Origin of the sequence: Synechococcus sp. PCC 7336, from assembly GCF_000332275.1 — a bacterium.
Lineage (GTDB): Bacteria > Cyanobacteriota > Cyanobacteriia > Thermostichales > PCC-7336 > PCC-7336.
Genome location: NZ_CM001776.1, coordinates 363,889 through 381,811 on the forward strand (window position 1 = coordinate 363,889; position 17,923 = coordinate 381,811).

16 protein-coding genes are annotated in these 17,923 nt (G+C 53.7%); 11 read left to right on the forward strand and 5 right to left on the reverse strand.

Annotation, left to right across the window (positions count from 1 at the left end; translation table 11 throughout):
* Positions 1-7: 7 nt before the first annotated feature.
* Entirely contained in the window at positions 8-994 is a 987-nt protein-coding gene (locus tag SYN7336_RS23970; RefSeq protein ID WP_227498582.1) for a bestrophin family protein, read from the reverse strand.
* 361 nt (positions 995-1,355) lie between these two features.
* Here SYN7336_RS23970 and clpB point away from each other — a divergent pair, with 361 nt between their 5' ends.
* Complete coding sequence (gene clpB, locus SYN7336_RS01820) at positions 1,356-3,980, forward strand: ATP-dependent chaperone ClpB (protein ID WP_017324209.1); 2,625 nt, start codon at positions 1,356-1,358, stop codon at positions 3,978-3,980.
* An 18-nt stretch (positions 3,981-3,998) separates the two neighbouring features.
* Entirely contained in the window at positions 3,999-4,331 is a 333-nt protein-coding gene (locus SYN7336_RS23975; RefSeq protein WP_038025675.1) for a nuclear transport factor 2 family protein, read from the forward strand.
* A gap of 29 nt (positions 4,332-4,360) precedes the next feature.
* On the opposite strand, the gene SYN7336_RS23980 is transcribed toward SYN7336_RS23975, so the two are convergent.
* The gene (locus SYN7336_RS23980; RefSeq protein WP_017324211.1) at positions 4,361-5,599 is read right to left on the reverse strand and encodes a HEAT repeat domain-containing protein; all 1,239 of its coding nucleotides are present in this window, start codon (positions 5,597-5,599) and stop codon (positions 4,361-4,363) included.
* Positions 5,600-5,898: 299 nt separating this feature from the next.
* On the opposite strand from SYN7336_RS23980, the gene SYN7336_RS01835 reads away from it, so the two are divergent.
* From SYN7336_RS01835 to msrA, 6 genes are all read left to right on the forward strand, one after another.
* Positions 5,899-7,455: a ferredoxin--nitrite reductase gene (locus SYN7336_RS01835; protein ID WP_017324212.1), complete on the forward strand. Its 1,557-nt coding sequence runs from the start codon at positions 5,899-5,901 to the stop codon at positions 7,453-7,455.
* Positions 7,456-7,557: 102 nt separating this feature from the next.
* Positions 7,558-9,093 (forward strand): NarK family nitrate/nitrite MFS transporter, encoded by a 1,536-nt coding sequence (locus SYN7336_RS01840; protein ID WP_017324213.1) that lies wholly within the window; start codon positions 7,558-7,560, stop codon positions 9,091-9,093.
* Positions 9,094-9,395: 302 nt separating this feature from the next.
* Positions 9,396-11,612: a molybdopterin oxidoreductase family protein gene (locus tag SYN7336_RS01845; protein WP_017324214.1), complete on the forward strand. Its 2,217-nt coding sequence runs from the start codon at positions 9,396-9,398 to the stop codon at positions 11,610-11,612.
* Positions 11,613-12,101, forward strand: a complete 489-nt coding sequence (locus SYN7336_RS01850; protein WP_017324215.1) for a nitrate reductase associated protein — start codon at positions 11,613-11,615, stop codon at positions 12,099-12,101. It begins immediately after the preceding gene.
* A gap of 72 nt (positions 12,102-12,173) precedes the next feature.
* A complete protein-coding gene (locus tag SYN7336_RS01855; RefSeq protein WP_017324216.1) occupies positions 12,174-12,719 on the forward strand; it encodes a Uma2 family endonuclease in 546 nt (181 codons plus the stop codon).
* A 105-nt stretch (positions 12,720-12,824) separates the two neighbouring features.
* Positions 12,825-13,487, forward strand: a complete 663-nt coding sequence (gene msrA, locus SYN7336_RS01860) for a peptide-methionine (S)-S-oxide reductase MsrA (protein WP_026100610.1) — start codon at positions 12,825-12,827, stop codon at positions 13,485-13,487.
* 120 nt (positions 13,488-13,607) lie between these two features.
* Here the strand turns inward: msrA and SYN7336_RS01865 are convergent, their stop codons facing one another.
* Complete coding sequence (locus SYN7336_RS01865; RefSeq protein ID WP_017324218.1) at positions 13,608-14,486, reverse strand: alpha/beta fold hydrolase; 879 nt, start codon at positions 14,484-14,486, stop codon at positions 13,608-13,610.
* A 467-nt stretch (positions 14,487-14,953) separates the two neighbouring features.
* Here SYN7336_RS01865 and SYN7336_RS30390 point away from each other — a divergent pair, with 467 nt between their 5' ends.
* Positions 14,954-15,130: a hypothetical protein gene (locus tag SYN7336_RS30390; RefSeq protein WP_017324219.1), complete on the forward strand. Its 177-nt coding sequence runs from the start codon at positions 14,954-14,956 to the stop codon at positions 15,128-15,130.
* Positions 15,131-15,653: 523 nt separating this feature from the next.
* On the opposite strand, the gene SYN7336_RS01875 is transcribed toward SYN7336_RS30390, so the two are convergent.
* A complete protein-coding gene (locus SYN7336_RS01875) occupies positions 15,654-16,595 on the reverse strand; it encodes an NAD-dependent epimerase/dehydratase family protein (RefSeq protein ID WP_038025676.1) in 942 nt (313 codons plus the stop codon).
* On the opposite strand from SYN7336_RS01875, the gene SYN7336_RS30395 reads away from it, so the two are divergent.
* On the forward strand, positions 16,579-16,743 hold the full coding sequence (locus SYN7336_RS30395; RefSeq protein ID WP_156819987.1) for a hypothetical protein: 165 nt from the start codon (positions 16,579-16,581) through the stop codon (positions 16,741-16,743). The genes SYN7336_RS01875 and SYN7336_RS30395 overlap by 17 nt on opposite strands.
* Positions 16,744-16,815: 72 nt before the next feature.
* Entirely contained in the window at positions 16,816-17,334 is a 519-nt protein-coding gene (locus tag SYN7336_RS01880; protein ID WP_017324221.1) for a Uma2 family endonuclease, read from the forward strand.
* A 10-nt stretch (positions 17,335-17,344) separates the two neighbouring features.
* Here the strand turns inward: SYN7336_RS01880 and SYN7336_RS01885 are convergent, their stop codons facing one another.
* Positions 17,345-17,896 (reverse strand): Uma2 family endonuclease, encoded by a 552-nt coding sequence (locus SYN7336_RS01885; RefSeq protein ID WP_017324222.1) that lies wholly within the window; start codon positions 17,894-17,896, stop codon positions 17,345-17,347.
* Positions 17,897-17,923: the final 27 nt, after the last annotated feature.

Here is a 17,923-nt window from a genome sequence, read left to right on the forward strand (position 1 = left end):
GATATTGTCACATGTGACTTACACTAAACAACTGCAACTGCCCGGAAAGAGATTCTTGCAGCTCTTTCTTTGGAGTTAATTCTATTTGGGTTTCTAGAGACAGCACATGCTCGACATTGCTGGCGATCGTGCGACAAAAGTCGTCCAATGGTAGATCGTTGACGTTATAGCCGAAAGGATTCTCTAGCTCGCGAGCCACTTCTTCGACCCCTAGTAGCAGAAAACTGACAACTGCCACAATGGGTAATGACCACCAAGTGAGTTCGGGAATAGTTTTGAAGGGCAATCCGATGCAATAAATTAAAATTAAGCGTTTGAGATAAACCCGATAGGTAATTGGAATGGGGGTGGTGATGATGCGTTCGCAACCACTGACACCTCCCGTCAACTGATTGAGCATGTTGTCGATCGCGCCGACTTTCGACTCAGTTATCTCTCCTTTTGACAAAACTTTCTGTAAATAGCAACGAATCCAAAATATGATATCGAAAGGACGATTGCTGGATGCTTCCAATTGCTCTGCTCGGGCTGGAGTCAACAGTGCTTTGAGCTCATCGTTAACAGCTTCCCCCCTCAGATGAAGTTTGGTGGCAATTGCAAAAGCAGATAACAGGCGCATGACAGACTGTTTTTCAAGGAAGTCGGTTTCATCGCGTTCAGCTACTCCAACCCGGATCTCTTGAGCCAAGTTTCTAATATCGATCGCTAGCACCCCCCAAGCTTTTCGCCCTTCCCAAAATCGATCGTAGGACGTATTCGTACGAAAAACCACTAGTAAGCCCAAGATTAAATTGTAGATGACATTGGTGGTTAGATCGCCTAGCTTTTGAAAATAAATGGGAAAGTCTAGCGTGTATAACAGCGTAATTGCTGTAGTAAAGCCACAAAAAAATAATATTCGTGGCAAAATTATCAAAATAACCGACCCTTTTAACTGGAAGATTGTTGTTAGCCAGTCAGGCTTCTCAAATCTATTGGTTGCGATCGTAAACAATATCCTCTCCTAAACTTAGGGCTGCGTGTTTCTATTGATGGCCACACCTTACGGTTTGAGGTCTCCTCCGGTTGTTTTGGGTTGGGCTTCCTTTATCAAGTCAACCTAGCAGATTGGCGAGCTGACTCCAAATCGTGGAGAGAGAATTTTGGCTGAAATAGGTACCGGGCTATCCACTTAAGCCGGGATAGCAGGTGAGTCGCAAGTCACCCCAGCCAGCCCGCACCCTCCCAGTGCGCCAATCCGTAACCCCGTGGAGAGCGAACCGATCTGCGCGGGGTAGCAGCTACTGCCTAAAATATGACTACACCCCCCAATAGCCTTCCCGACCGCGCGCAAGGCATTTCAGGAGAGAGCGCCGATGCAACCCACCGATCCCAAAAAATTCACCGAAAAAGCCTGGGCCGCCATCGTTCGTACCCCCGACATCGCCAAAGCTGCCCAACACCAACAAATCCACTCCGAACACCTCTTCCGCGCTCTCTTGGAAGATCCCAATGGCCTCGCCGCCAATATCTTCACCAAAGCTGGGGCGAACTTCGATAAACTGCGCGATCGCACCGATGCCTTCATCGCTCGCCAGCCCAAAGTGACCGGCACCAGTAGTTCCGTCTACCTCGGCCGCAGCCTCGATACCCTACTCGATCGGGCTGAAAACTACCGCCAAGACTACGGCGACGACTACATCTCCATCGAACACCTCGTGCTCGGCTTTGTGAAAGACGATCGCTTCGGACGGCCCCTATTCGCCGATGGGAAATTAACCGAGAAGGAACTCAAAGAGATTATCGACAGCATTCGAGGTAGCCATAAAGTGACCGACCAAAACCCTGAAGGCAAATACGAAGCCCTAGAAAAATTCGGTCGCGACCTCACCCAACTGGCCCGAGACGGCAAGCTCGATCCCGTGATTGGCCGCGACGACGAAATCCGACGCACCATCCAAATTCTCTCTCGCCGCACCAAGAACAACCCCGTGCTGATTGGGGAACCCGGCGTGGGTAAAACGGCGATCGCCGAAGGCTTGGCTCAACGCATCGTTAGCGGCGATGTGCCCGAATCGCTGCGCGATCGCACCCTGATCTCCCTCGACCTCGGTGCCCTGATCGCCGGAGCCAAATATCGCGGCGAATTTGAAGAGCGTCTCAAGGCAGTCCTCAAAGAAGTGACCACCTCCGAGGGGCAAGTGGTCCTTTTTATTGACGAAATCCACACTGTCGTCGGGGCTGGGGCCACTCAAGGGGCCATGGATGCGGGCAACCTGCTCAAACCCATGCTGGCTCGCGGCGAACTGCGCTGTATTGGGGCCACCACCCTGGACGAATATCGCCAGCATTTAGAAAAAGATGCTGCTCTAGAGCGCCGCTTCCAACAGGTGTATGTCAATCAGCCCTCCGTCGAAGACACCATTTCCATCCTGCGCGGCCTCAAAGAGCGCTACGAAGTTCACCACGGCGTCCAAATTTCCGACTCGGCTCTGGTGGCAGCGGCCACACTATCCAATCGCTACATTAGCGATCGCTTTTTACCCGATAAGGCGATCGACCTAGTGGACGAATCTGCCGCCCGTCTCAAAATGGAAATCACCTCCAAGCCGGAAGAGCTGGACGAGATCGATCGCAAGATTCTCCAGCTAGAAATGGAGCGCCTTTCTCTGGAGAAAGAGGTGGACCCCGCTTCTCGCGATCGCTTGGAGCGGTTGGAAAAGGAACTGGCAGATCTGAAAGAAGAACAAAATGCCCTCAATGCCCAATGGCAATCGGAGAAGGAGGTTCTAGACAGCATTCAGGCCATCAAAGAAGAGATCGATCGCGTCAATGTCGAAATTCAGCAAGCCGAACGCAACTACGATCTCAATCAAGCTGCCGAGTTGAAATACGGCAAACTGGCGGAGCTACAACAGCAGTTGAAGCAGATCGAGGCAGAACTAGAAGCCTCCCAAACCACTGGTCGCACCCTGCTGCGAGAGGAGGTTACCGAAGCGGATATTGCCGAGATCATCTCCAAATGGACCGGCATTCCCGTCAGCAAATTGGTGGAATCGGAAAAGGCCAAGCTGCTGAATTTAGAGGGAGTTTTGCACGAGCGAGTAATCGGACAGAGCGAGGCCGTGACGGCGGTTGCGGAAGCCATTCAGCGATCGCGGGCGGGACTGGCCGATCCCAATCGCCCCATCGCCAGCTTTATCTTCCTCGGCCCCACCGGAGTGGGTAAAACCGAGCTGGCTAAAGCGCTGGCGGTTTATCTGTTCGACACCGAAGAAGCGATGGTGCGCATCGATATGTCGGAGTACATGGAGAAACACTCCGTCTCTCGGTTGATCGGTGCCCCTCCTGGCTATGTCGGCTATGACGAAGGGGGACAGCTCACTGAAGCCGTGCGCCGTCGCCCCTATTCTGTCATCCTGTTCGACGAAATCGAGAAAGCTCACCCCGACGTGTTCAACGTCATGTTGCAAATCCTCGATGATGGCCGCGTGACTGATTCGCAGGGCCGCACGGTGGATTTCAAAAACGCCATCATCATTATGACGAGCAATGTCGGCTCCCAATACATCCTGGATATTGCGGGCGACGACTCCCGCTATGGGGAAATGCGCGCGCTCGTCATGGCCGCGATGCGAGAAGGATTCCGTCCCGAATTCCTCAATCGCATTGATGACATCATCATTTTCCACAGTCTGACCAAAGATCAGTTACGGGATATCGTCAAGCTGCAGGTGCAGCGTCTGGCCGAGCGGTTGGAGGAGCGCAAGATCGCGCTCAAACTCACGGAGGAGGCGTTAGATATCGTGGCAACAGCCGGTTACGATCCCGTCTACGGTGCCCGTCCCCTCAAGCGGGCGATTCAGAGGGAATTGGAAAATGCGATCGCCAAGGGCATCTTGCGGGGCGACTTTGCCGATGGAGCGACGATTTTTGTGGACGGCGACAACGACGGCCATCTCGCTTTCAAGAGCCTGCCCGCCGAGTTTATTACGGCTTGAGGATGGCTTTGGCGCGAAATGAATAATCGCGATCTTGTACTGCAATACCTAGAGTACTTCTGTAGCGGCGATATAGAAGGGCTCGAATCCGTCTTACATCCCGAACTCAAATTGGCAGGCCCATTATTTACATTTTCATCTAGACATTCATACCTTGAATCTCTTCGAGGTGGCTTGGAGAGCAACACTAATGTTGAAATGATCGATATCTGCGAATCAGAAGAGGCTATTGCTGTATTTTATCTGTACAAAAAACAATCTGGAAACAACATCATTGCTCAGCTATTTAGGTTCAATGTAGGCAGAATTGCTGAAATACTCTTGGTTTTCGATTCAGCCAGTGTCGCCTAGCATTGTATCGCCCGCTTGTTAGAGAGCGTCTATTCCCACTCTGCCAGCGCGATCGCAATTCCCCGCGCTAATTGAGGAGCGAGATCGCGTTGTTGGGCAATAGCCACGAGTTGCTGCCGCGATCGCACTCGATCGAGCTGTTGGAGAGCGGCGATCGCGTGTAACCGCACCCCCATATGCTGGCAGGACAAGAGCTGAACGAGGGAGGTGAAGCTGTCGAACTGACCCAACTGCCCCAGACTGTGGGCGATCGCCTGTAACGCAGGCGGATCGACAGCGGCGATCGCTTGCTGCTGCAACCAGTCCGTCAGCGCCCCAGCAGCCCCAATCTTGAGCAGCGGCACTTCCACCCGCCCCAAAACACGAATGCAGGTCAATTGAAGAGAAGCGGAAGACTCCATTAAACAATCCCGCAAGTGGGCTAGGGCAATCGGCGTTGCTATCCATCCCAGCGATCGCACTGCAGCCAACCGCAAAGACTCTGGAGCTAATGAATCTCGGCATAAAGCTCGCAGGGCATTGGCCGCCGCCTCGCTGCCGACACGACCGACGGCAATCGCTGCCGCAATCGCCACTTGGGAATTGAGATCCACTAACAGTGGCTGCAGGTAGCTCAGCCAATCGATTTCGGGGTGTCGCGGCAGCCAAGCGGATAGGCCAGTCACCGCCGCCTGTCGCACTCCACTGGCAGGATCGCACAATGCAGAGATCGCCGCCGCCAGCGATTCAGGCGTTTCGGGCAAGCTGGCGAGAGCATTCAACGCAGCTTCTCGAACAGTCGCCCCTCGATCTTCTAAAACACTCAGTAACGGCGGCACCGCCTCCACCGAACGAATGTAGGCCAGGGCTCGCACGGCTGACAGGCGTTTGGATTCATCCGCTAACAGCGACTGGAGGGGAGGAATCGCTACAGTGCCAAAACTGGCAATCCCGGCCGCTGCTGCTGCCACCACATCTTCGTCTTCGCCAGCATCGAGTAAGTCAGCTAGAGCAGCGATCGCCTCCGGGCGATCGAACTGCCCCAAAGCCCGAGCGCCAAACCAGAGCAACTCCTCATCGGCTTCGGGATCGCGCAATAACTGCAACAGGGCCGGCAAAGCGGCCGGACCGCAGTGGGGCAACTTTTTGGCAGCATCCCAGCGCACCTGAAACTCCCCCCATTTGAGCCCGTGGATGACAGTCTCCAATTCCGGCGAAAAGTTCGAGATAGCGAATCGGTCTTCCTCAGGCTCGTCGATCGCAATCTGGCTGGATGCAGGTTTGTTCATTACGAGACAGTCCTATGTGATTCTTGGCACTTGTGATTCTTGGCACTTGTGATTCTTGGCACTTGTGATTCTTGGCACTTGTGATTCTTGGCACTGCCAATTCTTTGTATCGCCAATATTGGCAACCTTCCCACGGGCACATGAATCGGTAACACAGTCTTATTCGTTTTTTGCATTACTTCAATGCGGCAATCTCGAATTTTCCTCAGTTGTGTTTCCGAGGCTACAAAATCGCCCCATACGAGCTTCTAGGTTGAGCAGTATTCAACTCACCCAGCGATCGAGCGCGAGAGGCAATCGTGGCCAGCTCAGTAGATACGTCGACACCCAAGCTGAATAAGTTCGAGAGATACAAGGCTGAAAAAGATGGTTTGGCCGTCAAGGACGAACTCGACTATTTTGCCGAGATTGGTTGGGAGGCCATGGATGCCACCGATCGCGAACAGAGGCTGAAGTGGTTGGGATTGTTTTTCCGTCCCGTCACTCCCGGCAAATTTATGCTGCGGATGCGCACCCCCAACGGCGTGCTCTCTGCGGAACAACTGCAGATGTTTGGAGAAGTCATCCAGCGTTATGGCGAGGATGGCAGTGCAGATATCACCACCCGCCAGAATATTCAGTTGCGCGGCATTCGCATTGAAGATGTGCCCGAGATTTTTGCTCGCATTAAGGCGGTTGGCCTGACCAGCATTCAGTCCGGCATGGACAATGTCCGAAACATCACTGGCTCTCCGGTGGCGGGGATCGATGCCAGCGAACTTATCGACACCCGTCCGCTGGTAAAAGCTGTGCAGGACATGATTACCAATTCCGGGCAAGGAAATTACGATTTCACCAACCTGCCCCGCAAGTTCAACATTGCGATCGAGGGGGGGCGAGACAATTCCGTCCACGCCGAAATTAACGATATTGCCTTTGTGCCAGCTTACAAAGAGGGCGAGTTGGGCTTCAACGTGTTGGTGGGTGGCTTTTTCTCCGCCCGCCGCTGCGAGGCGGCGATTCCGATGGATGTGTGGGTGCCGCCGCAGATCGAGCCTGTGGTCGACCTGTGTCGCGCCATCCTGGAGGTTTACCGAGACAACGGTCCTCGCGCCAATCGGCAAAAGTCTCGCATGATGTGGCTGATTGACGAGTGGGGTATCGACACGTTTCGAGCCAACGTGATGGAACAACTGGGTCGCGATTTGCCAACGGCAGCCCCTGAGGATCTGATTGATTGGGACAAGCGCGATCACCTCGGCGTACACCCCCAACAGGGGGAGGGACTCAACTTTGTGGGCTTGCACGTCCCGGTCGGTCGCCTGCAAGCATCGGATTTCTTTGAATTGGCTCGCTTGTGTTCGGTCTACGGCAGCGGCGAGGTGAGGCTGACCGTCGAACAGAATGTCATTGTTCCCGGCATTCCCGATTCTCGCTTAGAGGCGTTTTTGGCAGAGCCTCTGCTGGAAAGATTTTCGATCGCCCCTGCATCCCTAACGCGATCGCTGGTGTCTTGCACGGGAGCCCAATTTTGCAACTTTGCGCTAGTGGAGACCAAACAGCGAGCTCTAGCACTGGCAAAAGAACTCGAGGCAGAGCTAGAGGTGCTTCGTCCCGTCCGGGTCCATTGGACAGGATGTCCAAATTCCTGCGGGCAGCCGCAGGTGGGCGAGATTGGCCTCATGGGGACAAAAGTTCGCAAAGACGGCAAAACCGTCGAAGCGGTGGACATCTACATGGGGGGCAAGGTGGGCAAAGATGCCCAGTTGGGAACCCGCGTGCAAAAGCAGGTTGCCTGTGACGATCTCAAAGAGGTGCTGCGATCGCTTCTGATCGAGCACTTCGAAGCAGTGCCCAAAGCTGTCGAGGCCGTCTAGTGCTTGCCAGCAGTGTCATTTTGCTTAAGTTTTTCTTGCCGCTGAGGCATCGCCCTATGGGCTGTTGAGGTTGGTTGTTTTTTGCCAGATAAAGGGTATGCGATGTTAACAGAGTTATTTCAGTTAAAGGGACGATACAAAGTCCTGCACTTGACTTGGTTTGCTTTCTTCCTCTCGTTTGTGGTGTGGTTTAACTACGCTCCACTCGCGACCACAATTCAAGAAGAGCTCGGTCTCAGTGGCGATCAGCGGAGCATCATTGGTCTTTGCAATATTGCTCTGACTGTTCCCGCCCGCATCGTCATCGGGATGCTGCTGGATAAGTACGGTCCGCGACTCACTTATTCTGTGCTGTTGATTTATGCAGCCATTCCTTGCATCATGTTTGCTTCTGCCACCAGTTTCGAGATGTTGGTGGCCAGCCGCCTGCTGCTGGGTATTGTCGGTGCCGGTTTTGTGATCGGCATTCGCATGGTGGCGGAATGGTTCCCCCCCAAAGAAATCGGCTTGGCCGAGGGAATCTACGGTGGCTGGGGTAACTTCGGTTCTGCTGCTGCCGCCCTCAGCCTGGTTGCCGTTGCCGGTTTTTTCAGCTTCCTCCCCGGCGGTCACGCGCTGCTGGAGAGCGGCAATGTACTTCACTGGAGAGCAGCGATCGCCTTTACCGGTATTTTTGCAGCCCTCTACGGCGTGTTCTACTACTTCAACGTGCAAGATACCCCTGACGGTCGCGTTTATCAGCGTCCTACCCGTCATGGCGGTATGGAAGTCACCAGTCGCGGTGATTTTTACTTCCTATTGCTCATGAACCTGCCCCTGACTGGCGTGATGTGTCTGTTGGCTTGGCGCTTGTGGAGGCAGGACCTGTATAGCGCCAATATGCTGTACATCATTTGGGCCATTTTAGGTGCGATCTACTTATTCCAAGCCCTAAATGCTTGGAATGCCAATAGAGAGCTGATGGTGGGCACTAAGCACTACCCCAGTGACGATCGCTACAGCTTTAACCAGGTGGCCATTCTAGAGCTGACCTACATTGTGAATTTCGGTTCCGAGCTGGCGGTGGTCACCGTTCTACCGCTGTTCTTCCAGGAAATTTTCAACTTGACTCCCTTCTGGGCTGGCGTAATTGCGGCTAGCTACGCATTTATGAATTTGATGTCTCGTCCTGGCGGCGGTCTGATCTCCGACTCTGTCGGTAGCCGCAAGTGGACCATGGCAATTTTGACCGGCGGTATGGGTATTGGCTACATGATGATGGGGTCTTTAAGTAACGGCGGCTGGCTGGTAATCGCAGTGCTCTTGACCATGACTTGTTCCTTCTTCGTACAGGCTGGTGAAGGCTCTACCTTTGCCATCGTGCCTCTGATCAAGCGTCGCGTCACCGGTCAGGTGGCCGGGAATGTGGGTGCTTACGGCAACGTGGGAGCAGTTTGCTACCTCACCACTTGGTCTTTGCTGCCGAAAGGACCGGAAGCCCTGTCTAGCTCCTTCCAAACCTTCTTTCTCATGTTGGGTAGTGCAGCACTCGTGGTGACTGTTCTGTGTGCAATCTTCTTGAAAGAACCCAAGGGGTCCTTCGCTGAGTTCCACGAAGGGGAAGAGGAAGAACTGGACGCGATGAAAAAGGCTGTCTAGCCCGCAATTTTCTACCGGGACAATGAGGTTGCTGCGGGCGGATCGCGCCCCAGCAACTTTTTCCTAGACCGACGATCGGACTGCTGGAGACATTTCTGAAGAGTTTGTAGCAAGACTCACTCTTCGACCCAGAAGAACTCAATACACTGTCCGTACCGACGAGCCCCCCACAGTTCGAGGGGACGTCAATGCACGAATTGTCCCGGCAAAATGAAAACCTTAACACTTTCTTAATTTCTCAAACTACTCTATTCTGACTCTGAATCCCCAGCCGCTTAGAACCCGGTAAGGAGCGCGATCGCATGAGCGAAATGACCAAAACTCTCTGTCCCTATTGCGGCGTTGGTTGCGGTTTGGAAGTAAGTCCTCCCGGCATTCCCGGCAAGGCCACCAATCGGGATAGTTCGGGGGCTCCGGTTTGGCGAGTGAGAGGCGATCGCGACCATCCTTCCAGCAAAGGGCAAGTGTGCGTCAAAGGGGCCACCATTGCCGAAGCCCTCGACAAGAATCGGCTGAAGTACCCCATGATGCGCGACAGTCTCGACGAGTCCTTCCGGCGTGTCAGTTGGGATGAAGCGTACGATCGCATCGTCAGAGAAATTCGCTCCACCCTCGCCCGCCTCGGACCGACTGGCATCTGCATGTACGGCTCCGGCCAATTCCAAACCGAAGACTACTACACTGCCCAAAAGCTGCTCAAAGGCTGCTTGGGTACCAATAATTTCGATGCCAATTCCAGGCTGTGCATGTCTTCTGCAGTTGCGGGCTACATCCAAAGTTTCGGCTCCGACGGTCCCCCTACCTGCTACGACGATTTAGATAAAACCGATTGCGCCTTCTTAATCGGCACCAATACCGCCGAATGCCACCCGATTGTCTTCAATCGCCTGCGCAAGCATCACAAGCGCAATCGCAAAGTCAAGCTCATTGTGGTGGACCCCCGCCGCACCCCCACCGCCGCAGTGGCCGATCTCCATCTCGCCATTCGTCCCGGCACGGACATGCACCTGCTCAACGGCATGGCCCACTTACTGATGCGCTGGGGCTATCTCGACACCGTCTTGATCGATGAATGTACGGCTGGCTTTGGCCAGTTTGCCGAAATTATCCGTCACTATCCCCCCGAACTGGTTTCCCGCCAGTGCGGCATTCGTCTTGACGAACTGGAGAAGGCCGCCCGCTGGTGGGGGGACTCCGATCGGGTGCTGTCGCTGTGGTCGATGGGGGTGAACCAGTCGGTCGAGGGAACGGCCACATGTCGCACCATCATTAACCTGCATCTGATGACTGGCAACATTGGCAAGCCCGGTGCCGGTCCCTTTTCGCTTACGGGGCAGCCCAATGCTATGGGCGGTCGAGAAGCGGGCGGCTTAGCCCACATCTTGCCCGGATATAGAACTGTTAAAAATCCTCAGCATCGAGCCGAGTTAGAAACCCTGTGGCAGGTGTCCGCAGGCAGTATTTCGCCGCAGCCAGGTTTGGCGGCCTGGGATATGATTCGCGGTTTAGAACAGGGCACTGTGGGAGTGATGTGGGTGGCCGCCACGAATCCAGCCGTGAGTATGCCCGACTTGGTTCGCACCAAAGCCGCCCTGCGCCAATCCCCCTTCACCATCTGCCAAGACGCCTATTACCCCACCGAGACTGCCCTTTACTCCCACCTACTGCTGCCCGCCGCCCAGTTCGGCGAGAAATCGGGAGTCATGACCAACTCCGAACGGGTGGTGACCTACTGTCCCCAGTTTCGCGATCCGCCCGGAGAGGCACGGGCAGATTGGGAGATTTTTGCGGAAGTGGGTCGGCGCTTAGGCTTCGAGCGGGAATTTAATTTTGTCAATGCGGCTGCAGTCTATGCTGAGTTCGTGTCTGCCACGAAAGGTCGCCCTTGCGACATGACCCGCCTGAGCCACCGCCGACTGGCTGAAGAAGGCCCCACCCAATGGCCCAGTCCCGGTCGTCCCACCGATCCGATCGCCAAGCTCGCGCACCCCGAGCCCAAGCGCCTGTATACCGATTTGCGCTTCAATACGTCTGACGGACGAGCCAATTTTGCTGCCTTCCACGCGGGCGGTTTAGCCGAGCCCCCCAATCCCGACTACCCGCTAGTGCTGACAGTGGGCCGCTTGTACGAGCACTGGCACACCATGTCTCGCACCGGCCATATTGCTCGGATTGCGAAGAAGCATCCCCACCCGCGTGCGGAGATTCATCCGAAAGACGCGGCTAAGTTTGGCATTGAGGACGGTCAGTGGCTGGAGGTGCGATCGCGTCGGGGTACGAGTCGATTCTTAGCCAACGTGACGAAAGCAATTGCTCCCGGAACGGTGTTCGTGCCGATGCATTGGGGCGAACTGTGGGCTAAAAACTCCGAGGCGAATGCTCTGACCCATCCCGAAGTCTGTCCGATCTCGTTGCAACCGGAGCTGAAAGCCTGTGCAGTGCGCGTGATGCCTGCGACCGATGCGGTGGAAGATGAGATGCAGCCCCAAGTTGCCGTTCCCCAACTGGTGAGTCGATAAGTGGCCGTGACCGATCCCAACTCTGCTGCAAAGATCGAGCCCCTCCATTTCCAATTCGAGTCTGACTTTGTGGAGTCTTGGAACTGCATCCCCATGCGGGTGCGGCTGTATTTAGATACCTGCGGGGTCAAGCTCAAGTTGGTTCACTGGACTGCTCTGGCCGAGGCCGAGCGACAACAGCTCGTCGAGATGTCTTGCGAAACTGAGGCTGAGGCCGAGGTGTATCGCGATCGCCTGATGGAGTTAGTGCGCGATCGCTACGGGTCCGAACCCAGTTTGCTGCCAATCCCGGAAAGCCCTGCTTGGGACAATCTCGATGTCGTGCCGGAGACTGTGGCAGCCAAAGCGCAGGAGTTAGAGCTGGCGATCGCCCCCCAGCAGTGGAGCAATCTGACTCGCCTGCAACGATTTGCCCTGATTAAACTGAGTCGTCCCAGCCACGAGAACCGCAATTTTTTGCCTGCCTTACAAGAGTTTGGGCTAGCCTAGCGATCGAGATCGGACAATACCGAACAGTTCGGACATGCTGGCAGTAGGGCTAGCCTACTGGGAACGACGATTGTGACAGCAATTTCGCGATGGACGATTGAGGATTACCACGCCACGATCGCGGCAGGCATGTTGGACCGCCGTCGGGTGGAGTTGGTGAATGGAGAGATTGTGGCGATGGCTCCAGAACAGCCACTGCATTTCAATCGGGGCGATCGCATCTCGCGTTACCTACGCAATCTCTTGAAAGATCGGGCGAGCGTTCGCCACGGCGGTCCTGTAACCTTGCCGCATGACAGCGAACCAGAACCGGATATTGCAGTGGTGGCTCCGCTGGTGGAGGAGTACGACCTGCGCCATCCTTCCCCCGCCGAGATTTTTTGGTTGGTAGAAATTTCTAACACTTCCCTAACTTACGATCTGACCCAGAAAGCGGTTCTCTACGCCAGCAGCAGAATTCCAGAATATTGGGTATTAGACTTGCAAGGCAGCATCCTTTGGGTCCACCGTCAACCTCAAACTGAGGGCTATCAGTCGAAGGTGGCTCGGACTGATGGGGCGATCGCTCCAATCGCTTTTCCAGAAGTAGAAATTTCTGTGCGAATGCTGTTGGACTAGCCATCGATCGGGATATCTGCTTGCCTGCCTTGCAGGAGTTTGGGTTAGCCTAGCGATCGAGATTGGACAATATCTCCATCATTGAACTTTATCTGAGTACTCACCATGGGATTGTTTTCCTTACTTGGTAAAAAGAGCCAAATGCCCTCCCCCGAAGAGGCTTTGCCCGGTCGCGCTGAGGAAATGTCCGTACCCGGTGCCCATTTTGTCAATGGCAACCCCCTCAAGCCTCCCTTTCCCGAGGGCATGGAATTGGCCCTATTCGGTTTGGGTTGTTTTTGGGGGGCCGAAAAAGCGTTCTGGAAGTTAGACGGCGTTTACTCCACTTCTGTGGGCTACGCTGCTGGCTCCAGCCCCAATCCCACTTATCACGAGGTTTGCAGCGGTTTGACGGGCCATAACGAGGTGGTGCGGGTGGTCTACGATCCCTCGATCGTCAGCTACGAGCAGTTGCTGAAAACCTTCTGGGAAAGTCACGACCCCACCCAGGGGATGCGTCAGGGGAACGATCGCGGCACCCAATATCGCTCCGGCATCTACACCTATTCGGAGGCGCAAAAGCAAGCGGCTGAGGCATCTAGCGAAATGTATCAGCAGGAGTTGAGCCAAGCGGGTTTCGGCACCATCACGACCGAGATCCTCTCTGCCCCCGAGTTCTACTATGCCGAACAGTACCACCAGCAGTATTTAGCCAAGAATCCTAACGGCTATTGCGGTTTGGGCGGAACCAATGTTTCCTGTCCCATTTCCACTGGGGTAGAAGCGTAAGGTCTTGCGGCATGGTTCGAAATCGATCTAACCATGCCCCCAACAAAGCTATATGTTCGAGGTCGAACTGACTGAAGAGAACGTGCAATGAGCCAACTTTGAAGTGCTTTCCCGCACGAGTTAAGCAGCGATATTTCTCAGAACAAAGTCTCGAATGTGCGAAGCAATAAACTCTAGGTCTTCCTCAAGGGCAAAGTGACCCGTATCGAGGATGTGGAATTCAACGTTATTGAGATCTTGCTTGTAGGGGTGCGCCCCTTCTGCTGGAAAGATGTAGTCGCCTTTACCCCAAATCACAAGGGTTGGTGGCTGATGCTTGCGAAAATATTCCTGCCACTGCGGATACAAAGAAGGGTTGCTCCCGTAACTGTAAAACAGCTCTAGTTGGATCTCCCGATTGCCAGGGCGATCGAGTAAATATTGGTCGTGGAACCAGTTATCTGGCGCGATTGTTTCTGGGTTGCGAACGCCGTTGGTGTATTGCCATCTCGTCGCTGTTAAGCTTAATAAGTTATCCGCTAGCACTGCAGCATTTTCTGGTGTTTTATCCTGCCAATAAGCCTTAATGGGATTCCAGAATTCTCGCAGACCTTCGTCGTAGGCATTGCCGTTTTGTACGATTAGGCCCAACACATTTTCTGGATGTTTTGCTGCAAGGCGATAGCCGACAGGTGCTCCATAGTCCATCACATAGAGGAAGTATTTCTTTAAACCCAGCTGACTCACAAAGCGATCGATAACCTCTGCCAACTTATCGAAACTGTACTCAAACTCATCGACAAGTGGCATAGAACTGGCGCCAAAGCCAGGATAGTCGGGAGCAATGAGGTGGAAACTATCTGCAAGTGCTGGAATGAGGTTGCGGAACATATGAGAGGACGTAGGAAATCCATGCAGTAGCAGGATTGTCGGAGCATCCTTGGAGCCAGCCTCTCGGTAGAAAATATCCAGACCATCAATGTCAATCGTTTTGTGTTGGGGAGAGATCGAGGTAGCCATAGTGGTATTTCTCCTTCGTGTCAGTCTATTGCTGGTGCTGCCCGAACCGAACATTCGGTACAAAAATTGTAGTAACAGTACAGCTCCCAGAGTTATGGGATTCAAGCTTAACTGCCCTTCAAGGAACGTCTCAGGTCGTATTGACCTCGCGATCGCCCGACTTGTGCTGACCATTCGGTATAACAGTATTGTACTGAACGTTCGGTTTAATGTCAAGAGGGTTGGGAAGGTGCATATGCATGTATTGGAGTGTACACATACACTTTTTTGAGAGAAGTCAAGTCTATTTAGAGCTGACTGTATTTGCTTGCTCTACTCTCTACTGCAAGCCAGCCCTCTGGGCCTTCAAGTCTTCAAGCGAATTTGGTAGGATTTGAGTGAGGGGGAGTATTATGAGTCAGTCGAGAAGTTTGAGGTTTAGATGGCGATTGTTCTCAATCAACAGAGGTTGTTCGGAGGAACACCATATGAAAGCTCTTCGAAATATCGCGACCCAAATTTTAACGTTCTTTCAAAATACGTGGAAAGGAATTGGCCGCGTATTCGGTCCTCCCCACTATGATGATGAGGCTCCTGAAGTAGGAGTGCATCCGCTCAAAGACGATATTTATAAAGAGAAAAAACGCGGTCGCCACAATCGGTAGCGCTGGGTGGCGGACGATCTCGTGACCTTCCCTAACCCCCGGCAGCGATCGCTAGGATAGGGACTGAGAGACAAGCAGGAGGGATGGCTGGGCTGGACTCGATCTTCAGTTGAACGCGATCCCTGCCAAGCTTGACCTGACTGAGAGAGGACTCGATCGAAGCATTCAATTCCTAAGTTATGTATCGACTGCCGAAAAAGCGGCTTGAAATGTGTAGAGTGAAATTGAAGCAAAAAGGCTTCAATTGAATTCAGCAAAGGAGGACGTACCCTGTTCTTTCTTGACGTTGATTCTAAGAACAGCAGCAATACTCAAACAGTTACACTGAAACTTCTTCAACTGGGATAAGGGAGCAACATCGGCAAGTTGTACTTGTGGTGACTCTGTGTAAGATAAGAGAGATAAGAGGAAGTAAAACAGTGAGCGAGCTTGGAGTATTGCTGCTGTTTTAGTTTATTTAAAATTTTTAGTTCAATCGTAAAACTTGCCCAATCGGGCGCGATCGCGACGACGAGAGGTACGCCTATATGGCCGCTAGGATCCGATCGTCGATCGCAAAGTCCACTTCCCGATGCTGCCGACCGGAGGCAATATAGTCCTCATGCCAAAACTCTTTCAGCCCTTCTGCCAGCGAAATCTGAGGAGTCCAGGCGAGTTCGGTTTGGGCTTTGGCAATAGAAGCGAAAAAGTGCTGCGATCGCAAGGGAAAGGCTTTGCGTTTGCCGAGATCGAATTGTTTGGGATCGAAATGGACGATGTTAGCGGATTTGCCGATCGCCTCGGCACACTCTTCCACTAAGCCGTTAAAGGTGATGCAGCGGGTATCGGAAATGTTGTAAATCTGGCCCTTGGCGCTGTTATTGCCCAAGACTGCGGTCATGGCGGCAGCGAGGTCTCTGACGTGGCCCAGTTGGGTTATCCACTGGCCGTTGTCGGGCACGAGGATGGGGCGATCGCGGTGGAGGCGATCGTAGAAGAAGGCTTCGATGTCGTTGTAATTGCCTGCCCCATAGATATAGACGGGGCGGATGGAGGTGTAGGGGAAGCCAGTGCGCTCGAACTGTTCCTGCAAATAGGCTTCGGTGTTGCCTTTGCCTTTGTGGCGGCTGTTGGGGTCGAGGGGGTCCCCTTCGATGTGGGGCATCAGGTTGGATTTGAGGTAAACCCCTGCCGAACTCATGTAGACGAAGTGTTGTAAGTTGCTGTCTCGGAGGCATTCGACGAGAGGTTGGGTGTCGCTGAGTTCGCGGCCGTTGTTGTCGAATACGGCGTCAAATTGCTGGCCTTGCAGTTTTTGTTTGAGTTGCTGGGGATCTTTGCGATCGCCATGAATCTGTTCGATTTCCTCCACTGGGGCGGGTCGGTTGCCGCGATTGAACAGCACCACGTCGTGGCCGGCGGCGACTAATGCTTTGGTGAGGGCTACGCCGACAAAGCGGGTGCCGCCCATGATTAAAATTCGCACAGCTCGGTCTCCAACTACGATCGCGTCCGTCTGTCAGGATACGACAGCTTGCGATCGGTCTGGGGCTAATGGAATCGAATGGGTAGGCGCTAGCGTGCGCGAGTGGGGGGGCGATCGCCGATCGGCTTCGGTCTGGGGCATGAGTTAACCTAGTGGCATCGCGGCCTGACACACTAACGCTATGGCTCAGTCCAAACTTGCGGTAAGTGACGCAGAGCTAATGAAAATTAGTTCTAAGAACCCCGAGATGCGATTCGAGCGCAATGCCGATGGAAGTTTAATTGCCACGCCACCAACAGGAGGAATTTCTGGCAATCGCGAAGCCAAGGCTACTGCCTACTTACTGCTTTGGGTCGAACAGAACGATCTGGGGGAAGTATTTAGCGCGAGTACTGGATTTCGTCTGGAGAATGGGGCGATACGATCGCCGGATGCCGCATTCATCACCAGGCAAAGGCTCCCAAAAGATTGGGATGGTGGCGAAGATAGCTTTTTGTCAATTGCGCCGGACTTTGTCATTGAGGTCAGATCGAAGACTGACAGTCTAGAAGCTCTACAGTCCAAAATGCGGGAGTATATCGAGCATGGCGTTAAGCTGGGCTGGCTGTGCGATCGCCAAAATCAACAGGTCTTGGCTTATCGTGCCGATGGCTCGGTCACTCAATATCCAGCAAGTGCTGCGCTCAGCGGCGAAGACATCGTTCCCGGCTTCGCGATCGCCGCCCAGAAGTTGCTCTAAGCTGGCGAACCTAGCCTCCGAGTAGCTTGGCAATTGTAATGTCGAGGTTGGGAAATGCTGCCGGACTGATTCTGCCCGAGGTGAAAACCTGGCACCGCTCGTATCCAGCATCCGAGGGCGATCGCATCACAATCACCTCCAGCTTCTGGAGATCGACCACCCAATATTCTGAAATCCCCGCCCGCCCGTAAGCGGAAACTTTCTCTCCCAAGTCGCGACCGATCGACGAGTAGGCAATTTCGATTGTCCAAAAAACATCCTCAGGGTACGGATGGCGATCGCGATACACGATGCCCAAAGGTTTAACCACTGCGATGTCGGGCTCGGGTTCGCTGCGATCGGAGAGAGTGATTGGCCCTGTCTCCCGCACCTTGGCAGCATTGCCGAGACGACTCCGCAAATAGTCTGCGATATCTGAAGTGATGAAATAGTGGATCGGACCTTCAGGGCTCTTTTCAACAATATTGCCATTCAGAAGTTCGACCTTGCGATCGCTCAAAATGCCCGCATCGATCGTGCGGTGATAGTCATCGAGGGTCCATTTAGCAAGCGTTTCCAGCATGGCGATCGCTCTAGATTGCTTAACGCT